The sequence below is a fragment of the Alkalispirochaeta alkalica DSM 8900 genome, from assembly GCF_000373545.1.
GTDB lineage: Bacteria > Spirochaetota > Spirochaetia > DSM-27196 > Alkalispirochaetaceae > Alkalispirochaeta > Alkalispirochaeta alkalica.
Genome location: NZ_KB891725.1, coordinates 98,459 through 124,173 on the forward strand (window position 1 = coordinate 98,459; position 25,715 = coordinate 124,173).

At 62.3% G+C, this 25,715-nt stretch carries 19 protein-coding genes; 14 read left to right on the forward strand and 5 right to left on the reverse strand.

From position 1 onward, the window contains the following. The first annotated feature begins 47 nt into the window (after nt 1-47). Nucleotides 48-1,001 carry an NAD(P)-dependent oxidoreductase gene (locus B071_RS0110545; RefSeq protein WP_245534076.1) on the forward strand — a complete coding sequence of 318 codons (954 nt, stop codon included), beginning with the start codon at nt 48-50 and terminating at the stop codon, nt 999-1,001. Nucleotides 1,002-1,061: 60 nt separating this feature from the next. Here the strand turns inward: B071_RS0110545 and B071_RS17130 are convergent, their stop codons facing one another. Continuing rightward, nucleotides 1,062-2,282 (reverse strand): M23 family metallopeptidase, encoded by a 1,221-nt coding sequence (locus B071_RS17130; RefSeq protein WP_083914853.1) that lies wholly within the window; start codon nt 2,280-2,282, stop codon nt 1,062-1,064. A gap of 139 nt (nt 2,283-2,421) precedes the next feature. Between B071_RS17130 and thyX the strand changes: the two genes are divergently transcribed. The 5 genes from thyX to B071_RS17140 all read left to right on the forward strand — a co-directional run bounded on the left by thyX (nt 2,422) and on the right by B071_RS17140 (nt 7,455). Further along, complete coding sequence (gene thyX / locus B071_RS0110555; RefSeq protein WP_018527059.1) at nt 2,422-3,294, forward strand: FAD-dependent thymidylate synthase; 873 nt, start codon at nt 2,422-2,424, stop codon at nt 3,292-3,294. Nucleotides 3,295-3,357: 63 nt separating this feature from the next. Further along, nucleotides 3,358-3,852 (forward strand): chemotaxis protein CheW, encoded by a 495-nt coding sequence (locus B071_RS0110560; protein WP_018527060.1) that lies wholly within the window; start codon nt 3,358-3,360, stop codon nt 3,850-3,852. Nucleotides 3,853-3,862: 10 nt separating this feature from the next. After that, the gene (locus B071_RS17135; RefSeq protein WP_094354960.1) at nt 3,863-6,250 is read left to right on the forward strand and encodes a glycoside hydrolase family 31 protein; all 2,388 of its coding nucleotides are present in this window, start codon (nt 3,863-3,865) and stop codon (nt 6,248-6,250) included. A 25-nt stretch (nt 6,251-6,275) separates the two neighbouring features. Continuing rightward, a complete protein-coding gene (locus B071_RS0110570; protein WP_018527062.1) occupies nt 6,276-7,037 on the forward strand; it encodes an NYN domain-containing protein in 762 nt (253 codons plus the stop codon). Next, entirely contained in the window at nt 7,015-7,455 is a 441-nt protein-coding gene (locus B071_RS17140) for a NusG domain II-containing protein (protein ID WP_157703153.1), read from the forward strand. Before B071_RS0110570 ends, B071_RS17140 begins: the two co-directional genes overlap by 23 nt. A 139-nt stretch (nt 7,456-7,594) precedes the next feature. Here the strand turns inward: B071_RS17140 and B071_RS17145 are convergent, their stop codons facing one another. Then, nucleotides 7,595-8,215, reverse strand: a complete 621-nt coding sequence (locus tag B071_RS17145) for an NlpC/P60 family protein (protein WP_157703155.1) — start codon at nt 8,213-8,215, stop codon at nt 7,595-7,597. 37 nt (nt 8,216-8,252) lie between these two features. Next, nucleotides 8,253-9,833, reverse strand: coding sequence for a sensor histidine kinase (locus B071_RS18565; protein WP_083914861.1), 1,581 nt, complete (start codon nt 9,831-9,833; stop codon nt 8,253-8,255). 183 nt (nt 9,834-10,016) lie between these two features. Here B071_RS18565 and B071_RS0110595 point away from each other — a divergent pair, with 183 nt between their 5' ends. Continuing rightward, the gene (locus tag B071_RS0110595) at nt 10,017-12,110 is read left to right on the forward strand and encodes a methyl-accepting chemotaxis protein (RefSeq protein WP_438829687.1); all 2,094 of its coding nucleotides are present in this window, start codon (nt 10,017-10,019) and stop codon (nt 12,108-12,110) included. A 3,151-nt stretch (nt 12,111-15,261) separates the two neighbouring features. Here the strand turns inward: B071_RS0110595 and B071_RS20625 are convergent. Together B071_RS20625 and B071_RS0110610 are read right to left on the reverse strand one after the other, a co-directional pair. After that, complete coding sequence (locus B071_RS20625; RefSeq protein WP_018527068.1) at nt 15,262-15,924, reverse strand: hypothetical protein; 663 nt, start codon at nt 15,922-15,924, stop codon at nt 15,262-15,264. Next, nucleotides 15,903-16,532: a rhomboid family intramembrane serine protease gene (locus B071_RS0110610; RefSeq protein ID WP_026245159.1), complete on the reverse strand. Its 630-nt coding sequence runs from the start codon at nt 16,530-16,532 to the stop codon at nt 15,903-15,905. Before B071_RS0110610 ends, B071_RS20625 begins: the two co-directional genes overlap by 22 nt. A gap of 144 nt (nt 16,533-16,676) precedes the next feature. On the opposite strand from B071_RS0110610, the gene B071_RS0110615 reads away from it, so the two are divergent. From B071_RS0110615 to cysN, 7 genes are all read left to right on the forward strand, one after another. Further along, a complete protein-coding gene (locus tag B071_RS0110615) occupies nt 16,677-17,267 on the forward strand; it encodes an SAM-dependent methyltransferase (protein ID WP_026245160.1) in 591 nt (196 codons plus the stop codon). A 245-nt stretch (nt 17,268-17,512) separates the two neighbouring features. Beyond that, nucleotides 17,513-18,064, forward strand: coding sequence for a YdcF family protein (locus B071_RS0110620; RefSeq protein WP_438829688.1), 552 nt, complete (start codon nt 17,513-17,515; stop codon nt 18,062-18,064). Nucleotides 18,065-18,308: 244 nt separating this feature from the next. Next, entirely contained in the window at nt 18,309-19,952 is a 1,644-nt protein-coding gene (locus B071_RS17155) for an ABC transporter ATP-binding protein (protein ID WP_438829689.1), read from the forward strand. Nucleotides 19,953-20,015: 63 nt separating this feature from the next. Beyond that, nucleotides 20,016-21,848: an SLC13 family permease gene (locus B071_RS0110630; protein WP_018527073.1), complete on the forward strand. Its 1,833-nt coding sequence runs from the start codon at nt 20,016-20,018 to the stop codon at nt 21,846-21,848. Between the two features lie 94 nt (nt 21,849-21,942). After that, on the forward strand, nt 21,943-22,833 hold the full coding sequence (cysQ, locus tag B071_RS0110635; protein ID WP_018527074.1) for a 3'(2'),5'-bisphosphate nucleotidase CysQ: 891 nt from the start codon (nt 21,943-21,945) through the stop codon (nt 22,831-22,833). 3 nt (nt 22,834-22,836) lie between these two features. Further along, on the forward strand, nt 22,837-23,748 hold the full coding sequence (gene cysD / locus B071_RS0110640) for a sulfate adenylyltransferase subunit CysD (RefSeq protein ID WP_018527075.1): 912 nt from the start codon (nt 22,837-22,839) through the stop codon (nt 23,746-23,748). Further along, complete coding sequence (cysN, locus tag B071_RS0110645) at nt 23,748-25,655, forward strand: sulfate adenylyltransferase subunit CysN (protein ID WP_018527076.1); 1,908 nt, start codon at nt 23,748-23,750, stop codon at nt 25,653-25,655. Before cysD ends, cysN begins: the two co-directional genes overlap by 1 nt. Nucleotides 25,656-25,715 lie beyond the last annotated feature (60 nt).

Genomic DNA, 25,715 nt, shown 5'->3' on the forward strand with positions numbered 1-25,715 from the left:
GGCCCAGGCCCAGGCCCCGAAAAGCCAGGTCGGGGAGGAAGAACTGGATGGCCGCGATCCTTCTTGCTAGAATGCGCCACATGAACCGCATGAAAGAGATAGGCTGGGTTGGTACGGGGATCATGGGGGCCAGTATGGCCCGGCGGATTTTGCAGGCGGGTTACGGCCTGGCGGTGTACAGTCGGACACGGGCCAGGGCCGAGGATCTTCTCCGGGATGGTGCGGTCTGGTGCGAGACACCCCGGGAGGTGGCCCGCCGGAGCGACTGCGTTTTCTCCATTGTGGGGTATCCCGCAGACGTGGAAGAGGTTGTTCTGGGGGAAGAAGGCACCCTGGCAGGCGCCCGGGACCGGATCGCTGCGGGTGAGGTTGCGCCCGTTCTGGTGGATATGACCACCTCCCGGCCTACCCTCGCCCGGGAGATCGCCCAGGTGGCAGCCCGGCAGGGGATATCCTCCCTGGATGCTCCCGTTTCCGGAGGCGATGTGGGTGCCCGGGAGGGAACCCTGGCGATTATGGTGGGGGGTGAGCGGGACGTGTTTGAACGGCTCCTGCCCCTCTTCGGTGTGATGGGAAAACATATCCGCTGGATGGGGCCCGCCGGAGCGGGGCAACACACCAAGGCGATCAACCAGACCCTGATCGCCTCCACCATGATCGGGACGGTGGAGGGGCTCCTCTACGCCGAGCGGGCCGGCCTGGACCTGGAAGAGGTGATCCGTGTGGTGGGAAGCGGGGCGGCCTCGAGCTGGTCCGTGAACAACCTGGGCCTGCGTATTGCATCGGGCGACATGGCCCCGGGGTTTCTGATCCGCCATTTTGTGAAAGACCTGGGGATCGCCCTGGACGAGGCCCAGCGACTGGGACTGGCTCTGCCCGGGCTCGCCCTGGCTCGGCAGTTCTACCAGGCCGCCCTGGCCGAAGGGCTTGCCGACGCGGGAACCCAGGCGCTCTACCGGGTCTTTCAGCGATTGAACAGCCCTCCCGGGGAATCCCCATGAGCTGTCGATGCCCTTTCGGCAGGCCCGGGTAGCGCCCGGGACTCTTCTGCTCTGTTCCGGCTACCGCAGACGCTGAAACCGGACGGTGGGAGCGTACTGCCAGCGATCCCTGGCGGGGTCTGCCCGCAGCAGGGTAAGGAAGACCTCGCTCGTCGGGGGGACCTCAATCTCCAGAGGGAGGGCCGCCTCGGCCCGCATATGGACCAGGTTGAATCCCACAGTGGCGCGGATCGCCTCGGGGAAGCCGTTTTGCAGGTAAACCGCGTGGGTCAGGTCGTGTTCCTCGGTCCTGAAGGAGACACTGTTCGTGAGGGGCACCTCCTCCAGGTGGTCGGCGAAGTCCTCGTTGCTGAGATCCTCGCCAAAGACTGCGGGAAAGTCTTCCCCGCCGGGGTGGCTGGCGTAGTAGAAGTGCCCCTCCCGGGGGGGAACGGGTTCTCCCTGAAGGCCACGAAACAGAAAGGGGACGGACTGCATCGACCCGTCCCTCTGGGGGAGGCGCACGTCGAAATGAAGGTGCGGCCCGCTGGAGATTCCCGTGTTTCCGCTGTAGCCGATGTGATCTCCCGCTGAAACGGTATCTCCCGGTTGTACCAGGGAGCCCCGGAAGCGCAGGTGCACGTAGTTGCCAAAACTTCCGTCGTCGTGGGCGATAACGATCACGTTGCCGTGATCGGCGTAGGCCGGAGAGGGGCCGCCTGCCCGGCCGTCCTGCTTGACGTGGACCACCCGTCCGCCCCGTGCCGCGTGGACGGGTGTCCCTTCGGGCATATCGAAGTCCACGGCGTAGCGGTTTTCCCCAAAGTGGGAGAAGGAGCCCCCGAAGCCCTGGCTGAGACGCCGTTTTGTTCCGTGGCCGAAGGGAAAGAGATAGAGGTGATCGTCCTGGTGCCGGGCCGTGGCGGGGTCTCCCAGGGCGGCCTGGTACCGCAGGCTGTAGCCAATCCGGCCTCGCTGTGCCCTGGGTGCGAGCGAGAAGAGATGTCGGGGTTCCTCTCCCGGGGGGATAGCGCCCTGCCAGGGAAGGGTGGTATCGGGGGCAAGGTTGACGAGCTGATCAAAATCGACGCTAATGTAGATCGGGATGAAGTGATCGTTGCGGGCAAAGAGGTCGAAGCTGTTATCGTCGTTCTGAACGGCGTAGACCTCGAGGTGCGCCGCAGCTCCCGAGGTCTGGGCCGTGACGGGTAGCGGGGCATTCCCCAGGAAGAGCGCTCCCAGGGAGAGAAGCAGGGCACACAGACGCAGAACACCAGGGATAGGGGGGGCTGATCGTTTCATCACTCCCAGAATATAGTTCTTTTTCCGTGTTTCCGGCAGGCGGTGCGAGCCAGGAATGCGAAAAAACACGCCCGGAGCTGCAGGATCGTGCAAGATCGCAGGTACAGAACAGCGCGCGGCAAGAAAAGGAGAAACCACGATGGCACACGAGATAGTTCCGGCGGCGGAGGAGATCCTGGACCAGGCCTTTCCCGTTCTCGATCACGGCTTTGTCCGGTTGGTGGACTATTGCGGGGGAGATCAGCGGATCGTCCAGGCCGCCCGGGTTTCCTACGGGGCGGGCACAAAATCCTACCGCCAGGACCGGGGTCTCATCCATTATTTATATCGAAACCTCCATACCTCGCCCTTCGAGCAGGTCTCTCTCACCTTTCACGCCAAAATGCCCATCTTTGTGGCGCGCCAGTGGGTTCGCCACCGCACGGCCCGGCTCAACGAGATCAGTGGCCGCTACAGCGTGATGAAGGACGAGTTTTATCAGCCCCGGGGCGATGTAATCGCGCCCCAGGCGCAGGACAACAAACAGGGGCGTTCGGCCCAGGGGTTTTCGGAAGAGGAGCAACAGGAGATTCAGGAGGCCCTGGCCCGGGAGCAGGGCCGTTCCTACCAGGCCTATCAGGACCTTCTTTCACAGGATGTGGCCCGCGAGCTGGCGCGGATCAACCTCCCTCTGAGTACCTACACCGAATGGTACTGGCAGATCGATCTGCACAATCTTTTTCATTTTCTGGCGCTCCGCCTGGACAGCCACGCCCAGTACGAGATCAGGGCCTACGCCGAGGTCCTGCTCGATCTCACCAGCCGGGTCTGCCCTCTGGCAACCGAGGCTTTTCGGGAGCATCGGCTGGGAGGAGTCCGCTTTTCCGGGAGCGAGTTCGCGGCGCTGCGGGCGCTTCTGGATGAAGCAGCGGTTACGCCCGGACAGCTCCAGGAGGCGGCCGGGAAGGTGGGGCTGGAGGGCCGCGATGCGGAACGGTTTGTGGAGAAGGTCCAGAAGGGAATCATGCGCTAGACTTCGTCGGGAATTTGCACGGTTCTGCCCGGTGGATTACTATAGGACACAGAGAGGTGTGCCATGAGTGACGACGTTCAGAGAGACGAACGAAACGAGTATCTGACCTTTACCCTGGCCGATGAGCAGTACGCCGTTGGGGTCTACGATGTAAAGGAAGTCCTGGAATACACCACAGTTACGCGGGTTCCCCGAACGCAGGATTTCATGCGCGGTGTGATCAACCTGCGGGGCAGCGTTGTCCCCGTGATCGACCTGCGGCTCAAGTTCGGGATGGAGGCCACGGAACGGACGATCGACACCAGTATTGTGGTGCTCGAGGTGGAACTGGGGGGTTCCGTTGTGACCGTGGGAGCCCTGGCCGACAGTGTCCAGGAGGTGATCAGTCTGGAGCCGGAGAATATAGAGCCCCCGCCCCGGATCGGCACGCGGATCAATACCGATTTTATCCGGGGGATCGGCAAGCAGGACGAGAAGTTCATTATTATCCTCGATATCAACAGGGTTTTTTCGGAAGAAGAGCTCGCTGCGGTAGCCGAAGAAGCGGAGGCCCGGTAGACTCCGGGCTATGCAGCAGCGACAGGATCACTGGTTTAGACCCGCCGCGCCCCATTCCGATCTGGCGTGGCAGCAATCGGCTGACGGGTGGTTACGCCTGGCGGTCACCCTGGACGGTACGACCCGGAGCGGCCGGAGCTCGGCCCTGGACCCGGATACCGCACCGATGCGGGAGTGGTACGACGCAGCCCCGGTACCCCCCGGAGGAAGTGGCCCGGAGTTCTTCTCTGATCGTATTCATCGTCTGAACGATCTGGCCACCCAGGGAGTTGCGGCCAACGACAATCCCCACGAGGACACGCGGGGTCTTGAGGCAGTTCCTGTGGAGGGCCTCCGCTACGGTTTGCCCTCGGGTTTTCCGGCCACCCTGGGGGTTTCCCGTTCCCGTGACGGAATCCTTCTGGACATTCCGCTCTCGACACCCCGGGGCGAGGCGGTTCGTGTCATGGGGCTGGGCGAGAAAACCGGCAGCCTGGACAAGCGGGGCCGGACCTGGGTGATGTGGAACTGCGACGAGCCCGTCCACAGCCCTGAAAAAAGCGCCCTCTACCAGGCCCATCCCGTGGTGTACCTCTGGACGCCTGGCGGCACGGTTACGCTCTTTATCGACACCATGGCCACGGTCTGGTTCGATGTGGGTGAGGCTGAACCGGACCGCCTTCTGATCGAGATCTACGATAACCGCTTTGACTGTTACCTCCGTACCGATGAGTCCCTGCCCGAAGCAGTAGAGAGCTACAGCGCGCTCACGGGCAGGATACCCCTGCCGCCGGAATGGGCCCTGGGGTTTCAGCAGTGCCGCTACAGCTATTTCCCCGAGGAGCGGGTTCTGGAGGTGGCGCAGAAGTTCCGGGAGGAGCGTGTCCCCTGCGATGTCCTCTACCTGGATATCCATTATATGGACGGCTACCGTGTCTTTACCTGGGATCACCGGCGCTTTCCCGAGCCCGACCGGATGGTGCAGGGCCTTCGGGACCAGGGGTTCCGGGTTGTCACGATCGTCGACCCCGGGGTCAAGACCGATGTGGACTACCCCGTTTTTTCCTCGGGGCTGGAGAAGCAGGCCTTCCTGACCCGTCCCGGGGGGGAACTCTACGTGGGCAAGGTCTGGCCCGGTGATGCGGCCTTTCCCGACTTTTCCCGTCCCGCCACGCGGGAATGGTGGGCCCGGTGGCACAAGACTCTCTTTGACGCCGGGGTTGCGGGAATCTGGAACGACATGAACGAACCTGCCGATTTCACCGGTGACGAGGTGCTCCGCGTGAATTTCACCGTTCCCGATGATCTGGTGGCCCACAACGAGGGCGAACCGGTGAGCTTTGGCCGGGTTCACAACGAGTACGCCAACGGCATGAACCGGGCGACCCGCGATGCCTTCCTGCAGTACCGGCCGGAGGAACGGGGCTTTGTCCTGACCCGGTCCGGCGGAACGGGGGTGCAGCGCTATGCAGCGATCTGGACGGGTGACAACCACAGCTGGTGGGAACACCTGACCATGATGGTCCCCATGTTTCTGAACGTGGGGCTCAGCGGGGCTCCCTTTGTGGGAGGCGACGCCGGGGGGTTCCAGCTCAACGCCGATGCCGAACTCTACCGGCGGTGGATCGCGGCGGCGGCCTTCACGCCCTTCTTTCGGGCTCATTCTGCCCTGGATACCCGCGATCACGAGCCCTGGAGTTTCGGGCCCGAGGCGCTGGAGACGGCCCGGCGCTTTATCGGGATTCGCTACCGCCTGCTGCCGTACCTTTATACGCTCTTTGAGGAAGCCTCCCGGCGGGGGACGCCCGTGATGCGGCCCCTGCTCTGGGAGTTCCCCCAGGACCCCCGGGTCGCCTCCCGGGCCGACAGTTTTCTTCTGGGGAATGCGCTGCTGGTGGCCCCCGTGCGCGAACCGGGCGTTCAGGAACGGAGTGTCTACCTGCCCGCCGGAGTCTGGTACGATTTCTGGAGCGGTGAACGGATCGATGTTCCCCGACAGCCCGACGGGAGCGGCGCCGTGGTGGTGGGGAACGCTCCCCTGGACAGAATTCCCCTCTACCTCCGGGGGGGCACCATCCTCCCCCACGAGGGGCTCCGGCAGCACACCGGCGAGACCGGTGACGGAGTGTTGCGATTACTGATCGCTCCCGATGCCGAGGGGCGTGCGCAGGGAACCTTCTACGGCGACGCCGGAGAGGGCTTTGGCTATTGCGCGGGGCGTTTCTGGCGGGGGAGCTTCTCCTGGGACGGGTCTGGTCTTCGGACAGAATCCCGGGCCGGTGAGAGCGGAGAGGATCTGCGCTGGACCAGTCTGGCCACGGCAGTGTGCCCGGGGACTTCGGGGGAGCTGAATCCGGAAGCGGAATCTCTTCTGGATCTTCCCCACGGGGAATCCCGGTTGTCCCTGCCCTGGGCCTGAAAAATTCGGGGGGAAGGAAGAAAAAATGACCGATAACCAAATGCGTCTGGCCGTGCTGATCGATGCGGACAACTCCCAGCCTGCGATTATGGAGGGCCTCCTGGAGGAGGTGGCAAACTACGGGATCGCCAGCATCAAGCGGATCTATGGAGACTGGTCCAGCGATTCCATGCGGGGCTGGAAGGAGATACTCCTGGATTATTCGATCCAGCCCGTACAGCAGTATCCCTACACGAAGGGAAAGAACGCCACGGACATGAAGATGATCATCGACGCCATGGATATTCTCTACTCCGAGAAGATGGATGGCTTCTGTCTGGTCTCGAGCGACAGTGATTTTACCCCCCTGGCGCAGCGGGTGCGGCAGCAGGGGCTCACGGTCTTCGGTTTTGGCGAGCAGAAAACGCCCAAGGCCTTTGTCCGGGCCTGCGACCGGTTTATCTACAACGACGTGCTTCGGCGGCAGCACGCTCCCGACACCAAGGATACCTCTTCCTCGGGGAGCACCCGTCGGCTGGAAGCCAAGGAACTCAAGCAGGATACCAAACTGGTAACGATGGTTCGCAACGGGATCGAGGATGCCGCCGACGATACGGGCTGGGCCTCCCTGGGGGTGGTGGGGCAGAAGGTTGCCAATAGCAATCCCGATTTCGATCCCCGCAACTACGGCTATAAAAAGCTCGGGGAGCTTATCCGGGCGATGCAGCTCTTCGAGGTGGACGAGCGGCCCATGGAAAACAGTCCGGCCCACAATATCTATATCCGTGACAAAAAGCGGAAGGGCTAGAAGGTTTCCCCGGGGGGGCTCCCGCTGGCTGCGGTTGATCCGGCTCCTGCGGCCCGGGGATCTTCTGATTTTTGCTGTGGCGGCCGCCGTGGTGACTGGCTTTGTGGTCTTTGCCGCCGACCGGGGCGGTGTGCCGGCCACGGTGGAGATTCGCAGCCTCCAGGGAGATCTGGTCTATCCCCTTGCGCAGGATCGGGAAATCCTGGTACCCGGTCCCCTGGGTGAGACCCTGGTGGAAATCAGGGACGGACAGGTCCGCTTTGTCTCCTCCCCCTGTCGGGACAAGATTTGTGTCTACGCCTCGTTCCTCTCGCGCCGGGGGCAGTGGGCGGCCTGTTTGCCGAATGGGGTCTTTGTGACGATTACCGGAGAGGATGCCACCGGTGATGGTCCTGGTGTGGACGCAAGTACGTTCTGATAGTCAGGGCGGGTGCTCTTCGGCCTGCCTCGAGTCCGGCCTGCCGGTGAATCAGTGAGGCCTCGGGCTGGACTCTCGCTACCCCGCAGGTTGGATCAGCAAACCCGGGCTGGACTCGCTACCCCGCCTGGATCAACCGCTAGTAGAGGCGCCGGGCCTCGCGAAAGAGATGACTCGAGAGCCAGCGCGCTCCCTGGGGGTCGCGCTGGCCACGCATGCGCATGGCGCTGTTCACAGTTGTGTCGTGGGGACGCTGGAGGTTCATCTTCTCCTCCACAATTCCCCGGCGGTAGTTGTGATGAACGTAGAAGATCGTTCCTTCTCCGTCTATGGCCGAGACGATCCCTGCGTGGGTGAGCTCGTCGTCCCAGAGGTTATTCCGGTTCCGGTCGTAGGTGTTATCCCAGAAAATAATGTCCCCCGGGGCGATCTCCGATTCCGCCACGGGCGTTCCCATCTTCCAGAGCCGCTTTACTCCGTTTCCCGTCTCCTCTGCGAAGGCAGGGGTGAGATCAAGCCCGGCCTGATAGAAGATCGCCAGGATAAGGCCGCTGCAGTCCAGGGGAAAGACCCGGCCCCGGATTCGCAGGGACCTGCGTCCCACCAGGGATCGGGCCGCTGCGGCCACAGCAGCACCTTCGGCGGGTTCTCCCGGGCGCGCCACCGGATCCGACGGCGGGGGCGGTTCGGCGATGAAGACCGGCAGGGATCCGCAACTTGCAAGAATGACACCGATTACGAACAACAGGGGTGATTTCACAAGGATACAGATACCACGGTGGTGCGGGAAAAACAGGTTATCCCTCCGATCCCGGGAGCAGTTCTTCGTGACGTTGGGGAAATATCAGCTCGAACACCCCTGGTTCGGCCGGTTCCCGGGGGCGTTCTCCACCCAGCTGCTCGATCAGGCCCTTGACGAGGTCTCGCCCCAGGGAATCGCGGGCGCAGATCGTCTTGCCCCGGGGAATGGTGACGCCCGGAGCAGCGATGGCGAGGGCGATGCCCCGGGGCGGGGTCCCCTGAATCCGGATCGTGATAGTGTTCTGGCCCTGGCCGGGAGCGCTCCAGCGGAGGCAGTTGGAGATGATCTCGTTCAGGAGTAACGCCGCCGGGACAGCCTGGGAAAGGGAGATGGTCAGGGAATCCACTGCGAGCTCTATTCGAGAGGGGCTCTCTCCGGTGCAATAGGTGCCCAGAAGATGATCCGCCAGACGGCGGACATAGACGCCGATATCGATCTGGTCGAAGTGATCGCTCTGGTAGAGGTACTCGTGGATCAGCGCCATGGACTGGATCTGGTTCTGGACGTCGGTGAAGCGGCAGAGGGCCTGGGGGTTCGAGATCGCCCCCGCCTGGAGATTGAGAAGACTCGATATGACCTGGAGGTTATTTTTTACCCGATGGTGTACCTCCGAGAGGAGGGCCTCTTTTTCCTCCAGACCCTGGCGGAGGAGCTGATCCGTCTCTACCCGGTGGGTCACATCGCGGATGATGCCCACCGTGCCCGGGTGGTGGGGTGGTTCCTCGGGGGAGAGGAAGCCTGCGGCGTTGATCTCCCCGTAGGCGGTGACGGTGCCGTAGAGGGGTTTCCCGTTTTNCCTGTTCCGGTGGGGCAGCCGGATTTCCAGGTTCTGTGTGCGCCGTTCCCCTGTGCGGCGCTCGTCAAACAGTTTCGGTGCTCCCTCGGGGCCGGTGTTTTTTCCGGTCAGGGAGGGTAAGACGTGATCGCGACTGACCCGGCGAACCTCGGAGGGATCNAGCAGGACGGAAAAATGCTTTCCCAGGAGTTCTTCCGGTTTCCACCCCGTGACGGTAATGGAGTTGTTCACGAAGGTGATCCGCCCCTGACTGTCCAGGGAATAGACGATGTCCGGTAGCGCCTGGACCAGATTGTAGAACCGCTGTTCGGTGGTGCGCAGGGTCAGATTATGCTGCTCCAGCGATTCCCGGGTGTTGAGAACCTTGCGCACCAGGAAGGGAAGGGCGCGAAGGTATTCTCCGGTGTCGGCTGTGCGAAAGAGAATGTCCGTGGTGAGCCCCTGTGGCCTCTCGGTGAGCACCGCCAGGCTGGCACGATCGACCAGGATCACCGTGGGGTAATCCCAGAGCGAGAGCTCCTCCAGGAGGGCTCCCCCGTTATAGGCGATGTCCGTTACGGCCACGTGGACCGTCCCCGNNGCGACCAGCGAAGAGGCTTCGCCGGGGTTCTCCGGGATATAGAGGTTCCACGGAAGCTTNGTTTCCAGCATGTGCCGGCGCAGGGTCTCCCACTCCACGGGACGGGTGGAGGCAAAGAGCACGTTGGTCATCACACCTTTAAACCTACACGCTCCCCGTGCCCTTTGCAACGGCACGGGGCCTTTTCTGCAATAATACATCGGGAATGATCCGCCCCGGCATGGTTCACTGCGGGCCCGCCCAGGGGGCCGCTGCGTGGGGGAAGACCTATTTTTTGAACGGTTTTTTTGGTGACGAAGGGCGGCTTTGTGGATACAATGATCTTCGTCATGATCGATACAAAAACGTCGCTGGCCCAGAAGGTGGCCGTTCTCTTTGTGGTTATGTTGCTGGTTCTGCTGGCGGTGATCGGCCTTCTTGTTTCGCGCGGGTTGGCGCGGGCCTCACGGAGTGCCCTGGAGTACAATCTGCAGGGCCAGGCCGCGCTGGCGGGCAAGCTGACCCAGGAGCTGGGCGAGAAGGCCCTGCAGGTCGCCACGGTGGTAGCCCTGCAGGAGGAGGTCCGCCAGGCCTACGGTGATCCCGACGGCGAGGCCGGGCGTCGGCGCCTTCAGGAGTACGCCCGTCCCCTGGCGGCGTCTCTGGCCAGGGCGGTGGGCCAGGAGGAGTTCCGGCTGCACTTTCACAAGCCTCCGGCGGTGAGTTTTCTCCGGACCTGGACGGACGAGACGGGGGATGATCTGGCCGATTTTCGCGCCACAATTCTTGAGGTGGCTCGCACCAGGCGACCCCTCATCGCGGTCGAGTACGGCCGGGGCGGTTTTGTGGTGCGCGGGATCGCTCCCATCATGGAGGGGGACACGTATCTGGGGAGTGTCGAGGCCTATTACCCGGCGGCGTCGATCGTCTCCTTTCTCGATTCGGCCCTGCGCACGGGGGTAATCCTCCTGGTCAATGCCGATGCTGCCGACGTACGCGCCCTGGCGGGAGATGGTGCAGATCGCGCTCGGGTGGGAGAGAGCCTGGTGGTGGCCGTCACCGACGACTGGCTCGACCCGGAGGGGATGATCGATCCCGTACTTCTCGAGGAGGTGAGTGAGAGCGGTGAGACCAGGGTTGCCTTCAGGGGGCACCACGAGTTTGCCTACAGTCCGATCCGGGATTTTGCGGGTAACACCACGGGCCATGTGGTGACCGTGGTGGACGTGCTGCCCCTTCGCCAGGCGGCGCGGCAGCAGGGGCTTCGCCTGATTCTGATCGCCCTCGTCTTGGGGTGTGCGGGAGCGCTCTTCATCCTGGTGGTGACCAGGATGGTGATCTCCGCTCCCCTGACGGCTACGGCGGACCGGTTGAAGGAGATCGCCGTGGGTGACGGTGACCTGCGTGCTCGCCTTCCCGAGGACCGGCGCGACGAGATCGGTCGGGTGGCGCGGTACTTCAACAGTTTTGCCGGGAAACTCGCCGAGACGGTGAACCACATACAGGGTGCGACCGCCTCCATGGAGGAGAACGCCCGGGAGCTGGACAAGAGTACGGGGAACGCCACGGCTTCGGTGGATTCCATCGCGAAGGTGGTTTCCCGGGTGGCTCAGGAGATCGTCAGTCAGGACGCGAGTATCGGTGAATCTTCCTCGTCGGTGGAGCAGATCACGGGGAACATTTCCTCGCTGGAGCAGGTGATTCAGCAACTCACCACCAGCATCGACGATTCCGCCGCTGCCGTGGAGGAGATGGCCGCCAATATATCCTCGATCACGCGCAATCTGGAACACGTGGATCAGTATGTGGATAAGCTGGTGGACGCCTCTGATCACGGACGAAACACCCTTTCCCGGGTAACGGAGCGCGTGACCGAGGTGGTGGATCAGTCGGAACAGCTCCAGAAAGCGAACCAGCTGATCGCCTCGGTCTCGGCCCAGACCAATCTGCTGGCGATGAACGCCGCCATTGAGGCTGCCCACGCCGGTGAGTACGGCCGGGGCTTTGCCGTGGTGGCCGAAGAGATTCGCAGCCTTGCCGAGAACTCGGCGAAGCAGAGCAAGATTATCTCGGGAGAGTTGAAGAAGACCCGCGAGTACGTCACAAACGCCGCCCAGGCCTCGGCTCAGGCCGACGAGGCCTTCACCTCCATGCGGGAGATGGTGGATACCGTGAACGATCTCGAGACGAGTGTCCGGGATTCCCTGCGCGAGCAGGAGGAGGGCGGAAAGGCGGTGCTGGGCAATCTCCAGGAGATGCGTCAGCTGGGGCTCCAGGTAAACGGGGGAATCGGCGAGATATCGGCGGGCTCCCGGACCATTCTGGAAGAGATGGGGAAGCTCGTCGAGATCAGCCGCCACGTGAACGCCCTTATGCAGGATATTTCCGCCGGAACCGCTGTGATCGGCAAAGAGGTCGCCAGTATTCACGAGCTGAGCGGCCGAAACGAGGAGATGTCGCGGTCGGTNCGGGAGGCTTCGGACCGGTTCCGGACGTGATCGTTTCGGGCGGTTCTCAGGAGCGGGGACTTCTCCTCCAGGGTGCNGCCTCCAGCCATTCCAGGGTGGTTCCTCCCAGTCGGAAGTAGACGGTCCAGTCCTCGTCGGTCTCGCTCCCGGGGTGGGGCAGGCGGCGCGCTGCNCCCAGGGTGAGGCGCAGGGGAATCANGTTGAAGACAACGTCGGCGGTAAAATCTGCTCCCACCACGGAGGATGCCGTAGGCGACACCCCGCTGCAGGAGAGGGCNGCNCCCTGTTCCAGATAGAGGGCCAGCCCCGACCCCATGGTGCCGATTCCCCGCCAGGCTGCATCGGCGATGCGCAATGGCAGAAGTATTTCGGCCCGGGCCAGGACGGCTGTGTCGTGGCTGTCGGTACGTGCCCTGCTGCCGGTGGTTCGGCGGTCGTCAAACCCCCCGGAGCGGTAGGGAAGTCGCCCCAGGGCGTCTCCGTCGGTGCTGGTTGTGATATACCCCGCAGGAGCGAGCTGGATCGCCCCGATCATGCCGGAGACCCTCCGCAGGGGTTGCACCCGAAGGTGCGCCAGGGAGGTGCTCTCCAGGCGGGCCGGATCGGCGTCGAGGAGATCGGGCACCAGCGAGAGTTCCGTGGCGATCAGGACCTTGGGNGGGCCAAAAAGATCCCGCGAGGCTCCCGGTCCCGTTCTGAGATACTGAAGGCCCAGAATACCCTCTATCTCTCTTGTGGTGGTGGTTGAATCGGGCCGCTCTTCCTCTTCCAGCTGGTATCCCAGACCGATTTCCCCGGTGAGGACCCGCACCGATCCCGGAGCGCGATGGACCCCGAGGAGCCGGCCGGCCCGGCCGGTTATTTCGGTGGTGCGGAGAAGGGTCNCCTCCGTGTCCAGTTCGTACTGACGGTCGGTCTCGAGGGTCCACCGTGAGACCCCCGGGGAGAAGGTGTAGGAAAGACCTCCCGATGGTTCCTGCTCGTCGGGGTTGTAGAGGGCGTAGCCCTGCAGGGTGTGGCGCCCCAGATTGCTGGCGGCGAGAANAAACACTCCCAGGTCCAGGGAATCCCCCCGATCCCCGCCGCTTTGGGCCGATGCCAGGGGCGTCCAGAGAAGGGGCCGAAGGGTATCGCGGTAGGATTTTGGGGAAGAGGAGGCGACCCGCCCGGCCGGGGTGGTCCCGGANCCGGTCCAGGGAGGNGGCAGGGTCTCGGCCGGTTCCTCGGCCTGGAGCTCGCCCAGCCTGATTCCCTGGCCGTCCGATGAATAACTCCCGTAGAGGATTCTCGTCTCTTCCCNGGGGGCTTCACTGGATGGGGAGGCCTCCCTGGACGTGGAGAGCGGGAAGCCGCCCCAGGCGCCTACCTGATCGCGGAGCATCCGCTGGGGCGGGGTGAGGCCCTGGCTGGAGAGGACGCTTCGGTAGAGCGAGAGAAACCCCTCGGCGTCTCCACCGAACCATATTTCCAGGGGAGGGGTCTGGCGGGGGGCGCCTTCCCGGGAGANNTGCNCCGGGGGTTGGTAGAACCGGGGATAGTAGACCGCAGCTCCGGGAACGCGGGAGAAGATCATCCGGTCTTCCACGATCGCCCCCGAGGGGTAGGCCACCACCAGGAGCCGCTGTTGTCCCCGGTGGTTTGCCGTCAGCACGAGCAGGGACCCGTCGGGNGAGAAGGAGGGNGTTCGAAGCATCTCTTCGGGGGCTTCAACCAGGGGAGTGATCGCTCCCGAGGCGATATCAACCGAAACGAGCCTGCTGAAAGATCCCCGGCGCTCGATCGCCACCAGGTGTGATCCGTCGGGAGAGAGGGCCGGGTGGTAGAGCCGTTCCCGGTGGGTGATCCTCCGCGCCTGGGGAGGNTGAAACCAGTCGCGGCTCCCGCAGCGCGCCGAGAGGTCCAGCAAAAAGAGATCGGAGTAGGCCACCCCCGTGGCAGGGGCTATGCCCTGTCGGTAGGGATGGGTTGTTATGGTGGCCACCACGGCCCGGGTGCCCCGGGCGTCGACCGTCCAGGACTCGCAGGGTGCTACTTCGGTTCGGGCCAGGAGGCGCCAGGGTTCTCCCGGGGTGCTTTGCAGGTACAGGCCAGGTCCCCGGTCAAAGTGATTTCCCCAGGTAAGGAGTCCCCGCTCGGTGGGTACGGGCAGGTCCCAGTTTCCCGGTCCCTTCGGCGAGAGGGCTTCGCCCCGGGGAAGGTCCCTCCGGTGATCGTAGCGGTCCTGCAGGTCTGCCACCATGGATCGGTAGAGATCCCGGGCCGTTACCCCCGTGGTCCGGCGGATCGCCCGGCGCATACCCAGAAAGGGTGCNCGCTGGAATGAGCGGTTCAGGCGAATAAAGATATCCTCACCGTAGGTTTCCGTGAGGTAGTCCACCATGAGGTATCCTGCGGTGTAGATTCTGCCCCGGGGAGCGTAGGCGTGGTGGTTGAAGGCCGCCTGATCGTAGGAGTACATCCGGTCTTCCAGGATCGGCGCCAGGGCCTGCATCTCGAAGAAGGGGTTATCTCCCCGNCCTCCCGGGGCGAGGGTGCTCTCACCGTAGACCGTTACCCCTTCGATCGCCCATCCCGGGGCAAAGAGCATGCTCGCCGAGGCCAGCAGGGGGCCAAAGAAACGGGAGGGAAATCCAAAGAATCCCACGGGCCGCGTAATGTGCAGGTAGTGAATCAGTTCGTGGATGAAGAGTGTTTCCAGCCAGTCTTCCGTGCGGGCTCCCATCCAGGGTCCAACCGGACTGGCCACAAAGAGGCNGATATGCCCCGGAAAGGGTGAGAAGAACCCGTTGGCCNGGGCGGTATCGCCGTAGATCACCACGGGNACCCGTTCTGTGGGCCGGTAGTCCAGGTAGGATGTGGTTTTCCGGTATACGTCGTCGGCAAGGCTCAGGACTTCTTCAGCTGCTGCCCGGTCCTTCTCCTGAAAAATGATGCGAAACTGATCGGTTTCTATCTGATGCCACCGGAAGGGCGCGGGTCCGGCAGCTGGCTGGAGCAGGGGGAGAAAAAAAAGAAACAGAACGAGTCTCTTCATTGGGGGTGTCTCCATGGAGAAGTGATGTGGCCAGGCGTCTCACTGCACTGTCGAAGCGACGGTGCGCGTGCTGCCTGGAGATACTGGCTTATTACTGTATTACGCTATATTGAGTCAACGGGGTGACCGGAGGGGCCAGGAAAAGAGTCAGAACAGACGATACTCCGTCAGCTCCCGAACTTCCAGGACGATCGTTACGGTGGCCTCGTAATATCCCGAAACGGTGCGGAACCGGGGCGGGCGGGAGAGGATCAGGCTTCCCTGGACCTGGCGGGGTCTGTTGGGGTGACGCGGGCGCAGATGATCCCGGACCGCCCGGTGCAGAGCGCGCTCCAGGGCGGTGATCTTTCCCTGATACCCCTCCAGGAGATCTCCCCTGGCNGTCGCGCTGCTGTGATGCGAGGCAAAGGAATCCCATTGGGAACGATGGGCCTGCGCCTCCGGCGGGAGCCGGTAATCGAACTGCCCGTAGCGGGTTCCCTCGTGGCTTCCGGTCTCCCGGAGCCGGAGTGCCGGGTCTCCCCAGGCAACGGACCCCAGGGGTTCCAGCTCAAAGAGTTCTTCCACCTGCCGCAGAGGGTCCGCCGGTGTGTAGGTGAAATCCCAGCCGTAGATCATTCCCGAGAGGGTATACCGGGCTTCCCGAAGGAGCCGCTCCTCGGGCGAGGACCCGTCCTGGTGGATCAGGGTATCCTCGATGGTCCAGAGTTCGAGGGTGATCGTGTCCCGGGAGCCGGGACTTCGGGCCACCGCGTCCTGGAGTGGCCCGCCGAGGGCGAAGAGCAGGGTCAGCGAAAGAAGCGCTGCCACGGACTGATTCGCAGGCGGATGACAAAGTAGAGGTAGGCGAAGCCAAACCCCGCCAGGTGTGTCATGTGAGCCACGTTGCTGCCGCCCCGGCTGTGGGAAAAGAGTTCGATCAGGGTGTATCCCACCACCAGCATGGAGGCCCGGACGGGAATGAGTCCGAAGATGAAAATCTGGGCGTTGGGGTAGAAGGTTGCGAAGGCCAGCAGAACGGCGAAGACCGCTCCCGAGGCTCCCAGGAGAAAGACCATGTAGGTTCCGGTGAACCAGTACATGGCCAGAGAGAAAAATCCCGCCAGAACACCCGTGAGCAGGTAAAAGAGGAGGAACTCGTAGCTTCCCAGTTCGCGCTCCACCTGGGTGCCAAAGAAGAAGAGCCCCATCATATTGAAGAGGAGGTGGCGCATCCCGGAATGGGCGAACATGTAGGTGAAGGGTTGCCACCAGAACCCGCGTGCCACCGTCAGAATCGGGTTCATCGCCAGAAGCGTCGCCAGATTATGGTTCATGGTGGTCAGGAAGAAGACGGCCATGTTGATGCCGATCAGAACGAACGTTACATTGCCCTCGCGGTAGGGCAGGGGTTGGCGCCATAGTGGTTGGTGTCTCACGGCACAACGGTATTGCCTTTACCGGGGGATCGTCAAGTCGTGAAGATATGACGATCTGCAGGGGGAATGGAGACAGGGAGGTTCGGGGAGGTCTGTCGACCGGGATGACTGGTGTCGGGACGCGTGATCTGGTACCTTTGGCCTATGGCAAAAACCGGAGGTCGGCGTCAGGATCATCTGGCCCGGAAGGCCCAGGCTCAGGGCTATCACGCCCGGAGCGTGTACAAACTGGAAGCGATCCAGAAGAAATACCGTCTTCTTGCCTCGGGGGGAATGGTCCTCGATCTTGGGGCAGCGCCCGGTTCGTGGACGCAGTACGCCCTGGAGATAGCCGGGCCGGGGCAGGTTCTCGCCGTGGATCTCCAGGAGATGTCTCTGGCGGGGGCGATCTGCCTCCAGGGCGATTTTACCGGCCCTGATCTGGCTGAGACGATCGCTGGCCGGGGTCCCTTTCAGACGGTTCTCAGCGATGCCGCACCGGCCACAACGGGGAACCGGCTGATCGACACGGGGCGTTCCGAGGCGCTGGTGGAGTCGATCCTGGACTATCTGCCACGGTGGTTGTCGCCCGGAGGGAGCTTTGCGGCGAAGATCTTCCAGGGCGGGGGCGAACAGGCTTTGCTGGGGCAGCTCCGGCAAGGCTTTTCCTCGGCTGCTCTCTACCGCCCCGAGGCGGTGCGGCGTGAATCCTTCGAGGCCTATCTGATCGGCCGGGGGTACGGGGGAAGCCGGTGATCTTCGCGGTGCAGAAAATTATTGCCCGGCTCTTTTTTCCGGTGCCGCTCTTTTTCTGGATCTCCCTGGCCGCCTGGATCTCCCTGCGGGGCGGGAGGCGACGGCTTGCCCGCGGTCTCACCGTCGGCGCAGTGGTCTGGATCTTCCTGATTTCCTGGAGCCCTGTCAGCGACAGCCTGGCGGGAGCTCTGGAGCGGCCCTTCGATACCCTGGCAGAGCTGCCCCCCGACACGCGGTACGTGGTGGTGCTGGGGGGCGGCCTTCACCGCCACGAGGAACGGCAGGGTGCGGCGCGATTGACCAGGAGTTCCCAGGGGCGGGTGCTCGAGGGAGTCCGCCTTGTTCGCTCCCTTCCCCCGGAAGCGGAGCCACCGCTGCTGATCTTCACGGGGGATTCCCCCGGTGCCGGTCCCGCCATGGCCTCCGTGGCGGGAGAGACCGCTCGTTCCCTGGCCGTTCCCGGGGAACAGGTGATTATGCTCGGGAAAACGTATAATACCAGTCAGGAGGCCCGGGCTGTTCGCCNCTTCATCGAGACCTCGGCCGGGGGGATGCCCCAGGGAGGGGAGTCTCCCGAGGGGGTTGTTCTGGTGACCTGTGCGACTCATATGCTCAGGGCCAGGGCGCTCTTCCGGCGTCAGGGGATCGATCCNCTCCCCGCTCCGGCCCAGTACCTGACGGACCGGGGGCCGCGGAGCGCCTGGGATTTTCTGCCCTCTGCCTCGGCCCTGGAAAGAACGGAGCGGTTTTTCTACGAGATCCTGGGGCTGTTGTGGATGAGGCTCCGGGGCACATGAGGATTCGGGGGTACATGAGGTCCCCACAAGAACCGTACAAACTGTCCGAAACTATCCGGATGAAAGCGAGAATACCATGAAGACCGATGAGACGAACCCGATAAGGCAGATCCTTTCCCTCCTCTCCCCGAAAGAGCGGCAGCGGTTGCTATTCCTGTGCTGCGGTATTGTGTTCCTTGCACTTGTTGAAGTTGTGGGTGTCGGATCTATCGGCCCCTTCCTGGCGGTTGTCACGAATCCCCCCATGATTCATTCCAACCCCTATCTGCTGTGGGCCTACGAGACCTTCGGGTTTTCCAGTGAGGCCCAGTTCGTGATCGCNCTGGGATGCGCGGTGATAGTCTTCACCGTCTTGCGGAATATTGTGGCTGCCGTGGTGCGTTACGCCGAGATCCGCTTTGGCCAGATGCGAGCCCACTCCATATCAACCCGACTGCTGGCGCGGTACCTGTCACAGCCCTATGCATTTTTCCTGAACAGGAACTCCTCGGAGCTGACGCGAAACATTCTGGGGGAGGTCCAGGAAACGGTCAAGCACTACCTTATTCCCCTGCTGGAGTGTCTCACCAAATCGGTGATTACCCTCTCGATCCTGATCTTCCTGATAGCTCTTGACCCCCTGGTTGCCGCCGTGATGACCCTTGCTCTGGGGGGTGTCTACGGGAGTGTCTATGCCGTGACCCGGATGCGACTGTTCAAAATCGGGCGGTTGCGTCTGGAGGCGAACAAGCGGCGGTTCCAGGTGGTGAGCGAGGTTCTGGGCGGAATCAAGGATGCAAAGCTCATGGGAAAGGAGAACGTTTTTCTTGAGGAATACAAGAAACCTTCCCGAAAGATCGCGCGCTATGTAACGCTGAAAACTGTTTACGGGAGACTGCCGAAATACGTGCTGGACAGCATCGTTTTTTCCATGATCATTCTGGTGGTGCTCTGGTTTATTCACGATTCGGGAGATCTCGGAGGTGCCGTTGCCATGGTCAGTATTTACGCCGTGGCCGGGTACCGCCTGATGCCGACGCTGGATGCCCTGTACAAGAACATTGCCAAGTTACGGGGAAGTCAGCCGGCGGTGGAGTTGATCTATCGGGAACTCATGAGCAACCCCGATGCGGGCTTTCTGGGTCCCAAAACGGCGCCTCCCCGGATGAATCTGGACGAGGCGATCTCGCTGGAAAAGGTCTCCTTTTCCTATCCCGGGGCGGAGACAGAGGTGATAAGGGACCTCACAATCAGGATAGAGAAAAATACCACCGTTGGTTTTGTGGGGCCCACGGGGTGCGGAAAGACAACTACCGTCGATATCATTCTGGGGCTNCTCTCGCCCCTCTCGGGAGATCTCTGTATCGATGGTGTTCCCGTTACCACCGAAAATGTCCGGAACTGGCAGGCCGGCGTGGGCTATGTTCCCCAGCATATTTATCTGAGNGACGATACAATTGCCCGAAACATCGCCTTCGGTGTGCCTCACAAGCAGATTGATCCCGACCGGCTTCGCCGGGCAGCAGAGACGGCAAATCTTCTGAGTTTTATCGAACAGGAACTACCCCAGGGATTTGATACACTTGTGGGTGAACGGGGAGTCCGTCTCTCGGGAGGTCAGCGGCAACGGATCGGAATTGCCCGGGCGGTCTATCACGATCCGGCAGTACTGGTGATGGACGAGGCAACAAGCGCTCTCGATAACGTGACGGAAGCACAGGTGATGACGGCGATCGATAATCTTTCACATAAAAAGACCATTCTCCTGATCGCGCATCGCATAAGCACCGTCAAAAATTGCGACAATATTATCCTGCTGGATAAGGGTTCGGTGGCGGCCCAGGGTACCTACGAGAGCCTTCTGGCAACGAGTCCGGAGTTCCTGAAGATTGTGGAAGCCAGGACGTGATCGGCAGGGATAGAGGGGCGTGCCGGAAGACCGGGCCTGGAGAGAGCTGAAAAAGGAGAGACTGTGTACATCACCCTGGCGATTCTGGTACTGATTTTTCTGCTCCTGGCGTTCGATGTGGCCGGGGCCGATATGGTTTTCGGTGCGGCTCTGATCCTGCTTCTCTTTGCGGGAGTTCTTGCGCCCCGGGAGGCTCTGGCGGGATTTTCCAACAAGGGCATGGCAACGGTGGGGCTGCTCTTCATCGTGAGCCGTGCCGTGGAAAACACCGGGGTTTTTCAGGCGATCGCGCAGTGGTTCCTCTCGGAGAAAAGAAGCTCCCGGCAGGAGAACCCCCTCAGGCCGGGGCGATTCTCGGGTTCTCTGCCGGTCCTGATGATGAAGATGATGGTTCCCGTGACTTTCCTCTCGGCTTTTTTGAACAATACTCCGATTGTGACGATTTTTGCCCCCACCATAAAGAACTGGGCTGCGGCGCGCCGCCTCCCGGTGAGCAAGTTCCTGATTCCCCTCTCCTACGCGTCTATCTTCGGGGGGATCTGCACGCTGATCGGGACCAGCACAAACCTGGTGGTTCACGGGATGATGCTCCAGAATGGCCTTGAGGGGTTCGGTTTTTTTGAGGTTGCCCGGGCAGGGATTCCTGTGGCGGTGGTGGGATATGTCTATCTGTTTTTTCTGGGGCAGCGTCTCTTGCCCCATCGGCAGGATGTACTCACCGGGCTGGACGAGGATCCCCGGGAGTATTTTATCGAGATGATCGTTCCTCCCGACTCGCCCCTGATCGGAAAAACAATCGAACAGGCCCGGCTCAGGAGTCTCCAGGGGGTATATCTTACCAGTATCGAGCGGGCCGGGACCTACCTGGCTCCGATTACTCCCGACCGGCGTCTTGCGCCGGGGGACCGGCTCTTCTTTGCGGGAAGGACCGATGGTGTCTCCGACCTGATGACGCGTGGGGGACTGCTGCCGGTGGACCAGGAGACCCTGGCCGCCGATACCCGGGCGATCAGACAGCATCTGGTCGAGGTGGTTGTCTCCGGCACCTCGCCTGTTCTGGGCCGTTCCGTGAGAGACGCCAATTTCCGGAGTCGCTACGATGCTGCCGTGGTGGCCGTGACCAGGAAAGGGGAGCGGGTGAATACCCGCCTGGGGGATGTGACGCTCCATTCCGGAGACACCCTGGTATTGCTCGCCCGGGGAGGGTTTGTGCGGCGCTATCGCTTTTCCCGGGATTTCTTTCTGGTGAGTCCCGTGGAGAAGATCGTTCCCCGGGCGGGCAGAAAGGGTGTTTTTGCCCTGGTTACGGTGACGGTGATGATCCTTCTCTCGGCCTTTGGAGGGTTTTTGCCGGAGCTGGGCGGGAACCGGATCGACATGTTCTACGCAGCCGCCGGGGCGGCGCTGGTCCTGGTGGCGGGGAAGGTGATTTCTCCCGACGAGGCTCGTGAAGCAATACGCTGGGATGTACTGATCACGATCGGGGCCGCCTTCGGTGTGAGCCAGGCGCTGATAAACAGCGGCGCCGCCGGGATGATCAGCCGGGGGATGGTGAATCTTTTTGCTCCCTTTGGTACAGTGGGTGCCCTGATGGCGGTCTACCTCGTGACCTGCCTCTTCACGGAGTTGATTACCAATAATGCTGCAGCGGCCCTGGTGGTTCCGATCGCCTTTGAGGCGGCCCGGCAGACGGGATTGTCTCCGGTACCCTTTATGATGGCCGTTGCCATGGGTGCCAGTGCGAGCTTTGCCACTCCCATCGGGTATCAGACCAATCTGATCGTCCAGGGGCCGGGNGGGTACCGGTTTCTGGATTTCTTGAGGGTGGGAATTCCCCTGAGCATTCTCACGGCGGTAACGGGTATCACGGCAATTGCCGTGTGGTACGGGCTATGATTGAGGTGCAGCGAGGATGAAATCCGTGCCTCCGGGGGGCTGTCGCCCGGGGCAGAGACCGGAGAGAGAAGAACCGGGAAGGAGAAGAACGGTGATGATACCGGAACGACCGCTCCGGGAAGCGGCCCTGCGGGCGGCCCTGGAAGCGGGACAGGAGATACTGGAGGTTTACGGCGGGGACTTTTCCGTTACGACGAAGCGCGACGCGTCCCCTCTTACCGAGGCTGACACGCGGGCGCAGAGGGTCATCGTCCGGCGTCTCCAGGAGGCGGATCCGGCCATCCCCATCCTGAGCGAAGAGGGGCGGCATCAGCCCCATCAGGAACGATCCCGCTGGAACCGGTTCTGGGTGGTGGATCCCCTGGACGGGACCAAGGAGTTCATCAAGAAGAATGATGAGTTCACCGTGAACATCGCCCTGTTTTGCCGGTCCGGGACGGGGGACGCGCTTCCCGTGCTGGGGGTTGTGGTTGCTCCTGCCCTGGCGGTGGCCTACCTGGGGGTGCCTGGGGAGGGAGCTTGGCGCGGGTCCACCGATTCCTGGCGGGGTGATCTGGAGGGCTTTCTCTCCCGGAGCAGGACCCTTCCCGATGACGGGGCCTGCCGGGACCGGCCCTACCGGATTGTGGCCAGCCGATCCCACATGAGCGACGAAACTGCGGCGTTCGTTGAGGAGCGCCGTCGGGAGCATCCTCTCCTGGAGCTTGTTTCATCGGGGAGTTCCCTGAAAATATGTCGGGTCGCCGAGGGCTCGGCCGACGAGTATCCCCGGTTTGCCCCCACCATGGAATGGGACACCGCTGCCGGAGACGCTCTGGCCCGGGCCGCCGGGTGCGAGGTTCTGCGGTGGGAGGAGGGAAGTCCTGCGGGACCGCTACGCTATAACAAGGAAGATCTTCTGAATCCCTGGTTTCTGGTGAGGAGAACGAGGTCCGGATCCGCCCGACAGGAAGGGTCCGGCCAGGGAGAGGAGAGAAAGGAATAAACTATGGCTTCCAACACGTACCAGCGCAATACGCTGGATATCCTCGAGTCCGAGGCAATTTATGTTATCCGCGAGGTGGCCGCCCAGTTCGAACGGCCGGTGATGCTCTTTTCCGGAGGAAAGGACTCGATCGTCATGTCNTGGCTCGCCCGGAAGGCCTTTTTCCCCGGGAAAATACCCTTTCCCCTGATGCACATCGACACGGGCCACAACTTTCAGGAGACCCTGCGNTATCGCGACTGGTGGATGACCAGGATCGATGCCCGGATCATTGTTCGCTCCGTGGAGGATTCGATCCGCCAGGGGCGGGCAAAAGAAGAAGAGGGGCCCAACCCCAGCAGAAATGGCCTGCAAACGGTGACCCTGCTGGATGCCCTGAATGAGTTCAAGTTTGATTGCGCCCTGGGAGGCGCCCGGCGGGACGAGGAAAAGGCCCGGGCCAAGGAGCGGTTTTTCAGTTTTCGTGATCGTTTTGGCCAGTGGGATCCCAAGAACCAGCGCCCCGAGTTATGGAACCTCTATAACGGCATGAAACGCCCCGGGGAGCACCTGCGGGCCTTTCCCATAAGCAACTGGACGGAGCTGGACGTGTGGCANTATATCCAGCGCGAGGCGATCGACCTGCCGACCCTCTATTTTACTCATCAGCGGGAGATTGTCCGTCGCGACGGGGTTATCCTCGCCGTGGGAGACTACAACCAGCCCGTTGAAGGCGAAGAGGCCGAGACCGCCTGGGTGCGGTTCCGAACGATCGGCGATATGACCTGCACGGGAGCCACCGAGAGCAGAGCCAATACGCTCGATGATATTGTCAACGAGATCGCCGCAACCCGGGTAACCGAGCGGGGCGGNCGGGCTGACGACCGCCGCAGCGAGGCAGCTATGGAAGATCGAAAGAAACAGGGGTATTTCTGATGAGCACCACCCAGATTGTCAAAGAGCGGGATCTTCTTCGCTTCACCACCGCCGGCAGTGTGGATGACGGCAAAAGTACGTTGATCGGACGGATTCTCTACGATTCAAAGCAGATATTCCAGGATCAGATGGATCAGCTTGAGCACTCCAGCAAGCTCCGGGGAGAGGAGTCGGTGAATCTCGCACTCCTGACGGACGGGCTTCGGGCGGAGCGGGAGCAGGGAATCACCATCGACGTGGCGTACCGCTATTTTTCCACGGCGCAGCGCAAGTTTATCATCGCCGATACTCCCGGTCACGAGCAGTATACCCGCAACATGGTCACCGGTGCGTCCACGGCGGATCTGGCGATCATTCTGATCGACGCGCGCCACGGGGTGCTCACCCAGAGTCGCCGTCACGGTATTATCGCCAGTTTGCTGGGAATTCCCCATATCGTGGTCTGCGTGAACAAGATGGACCTGGTGGATTACTCGCAGGAGCGATTTCAGGAGATCGTTGCGGAGTACCAGGAGTTTGTTCAGAAGTTGCAGCTTCGGGATATCACCTTCATTCCCGTATCGGCCCTGGTGGGCGATAACGTGGTTAACCGCAGCGAGAAGACCCCCTGGTACAAGGGGGCTCCCTTGCTGGAGTTCCTGGAAACAGTCACGATCAGCAGCGACCGGAATCTGGTTGATTTCCGCTTTCCCGTGCAGTACGTGGTTCGTCCGCACCAGGATTTTCGGGGTTTTTCAGGGCAGATTGTCTCGGGGACGATCGCTCCGGGCGAGGAAGTGGTGGTTCTGCCGAGCATGCACCATTCCCGGGTCAGGAGTATCCATTTCTACGAGCAGGAGCTGACCGAGGCCGCCGAGGGCGAGTCGGTGATCATCACCCTGGAGGACGAGATCGATATCAGCCGGGGGGATATGATCGTGCGGCGCCGCAATATCCCCGAGGTATCCCAGGAGTTCGAGGCGACCCTGGCCTGGATGGACGAGCGGGCCCCCCTGGCGGTAGGTACCCCCTATATCATTCAGCACACCACGCGGCGGACCCAGGCGATGGTGGACGATGTGCTGTATCAGCTCGATGTGAACAGTTTGCACCGGAACGAGTCCGAAACGCTGGCCCTCAATGAGATCGGCCGGGTTAAGATCACGGCGGCTTCGGAGCTTTTCTTTGATCCCTACGAGCGGAACCGCAGCACCGGGGGATTCATCCTGATCGATCCCAACGATTTCCGCACCGTTGGAGCGGGCATGATCCGCTACTCCTCGAGGAGTACCATCGAAGAGCTCAAGCGGGAAGAACGAAAGCATCGGCTCGAGCCCCGGCAGTCCACGGATATTGTCTGGGATCCCGGCCTGGTGGGCCCCCGGGACAGGGTCCGCAGGAACGGCCACGAACCGCAGTGTCTCTGGTTTACCGGTCTCTCCGGGGCCGGCAAGAGCACGATCGCCAAGGAGGTGGAGAAGCGGCTCTTTGATCAGGGTCTCCAGGTGGTTCGGCTGGATGGCGATAATGTCCGTCACGGACTGAACGGCGATCTGGGTTTCACCCGGGCCGACAGGCGGGAGAATATCCGCCGTGTTGGTCATGTGGCCCGGCTTTTCTACGATACGGGGCATATTGTGCTCTGTACCTTCATCTCTCCCTACCGGGAGGAGCGGGCCTTTGTGCGGAGTCTCTTCCCCGAGGGTGGGTTCGTGGAGGTTCATGTGGATGCACCGGCCGCTGAGGCGGAGCGGCGGGACCCCAAGGGGCTCTACCGACGGGCCCGGGCCGGGGAGATTCCCGGTTTCACCGGCGTGGACGCCCCCTACGAGGCTCCCGGAGAGGAGTGCGAACTGCTGGTGGACACTCACCTCCTCTCGGTGGAGGAGGCGGTGGATCGGGTGATGGCGATTCTGGGAAGGGCCTGAGGCCCGCCCGGTCTCCCGGGGTGCCCCGGGCCGGGTAGGGTGCAGCAGACCGGTCGCCCC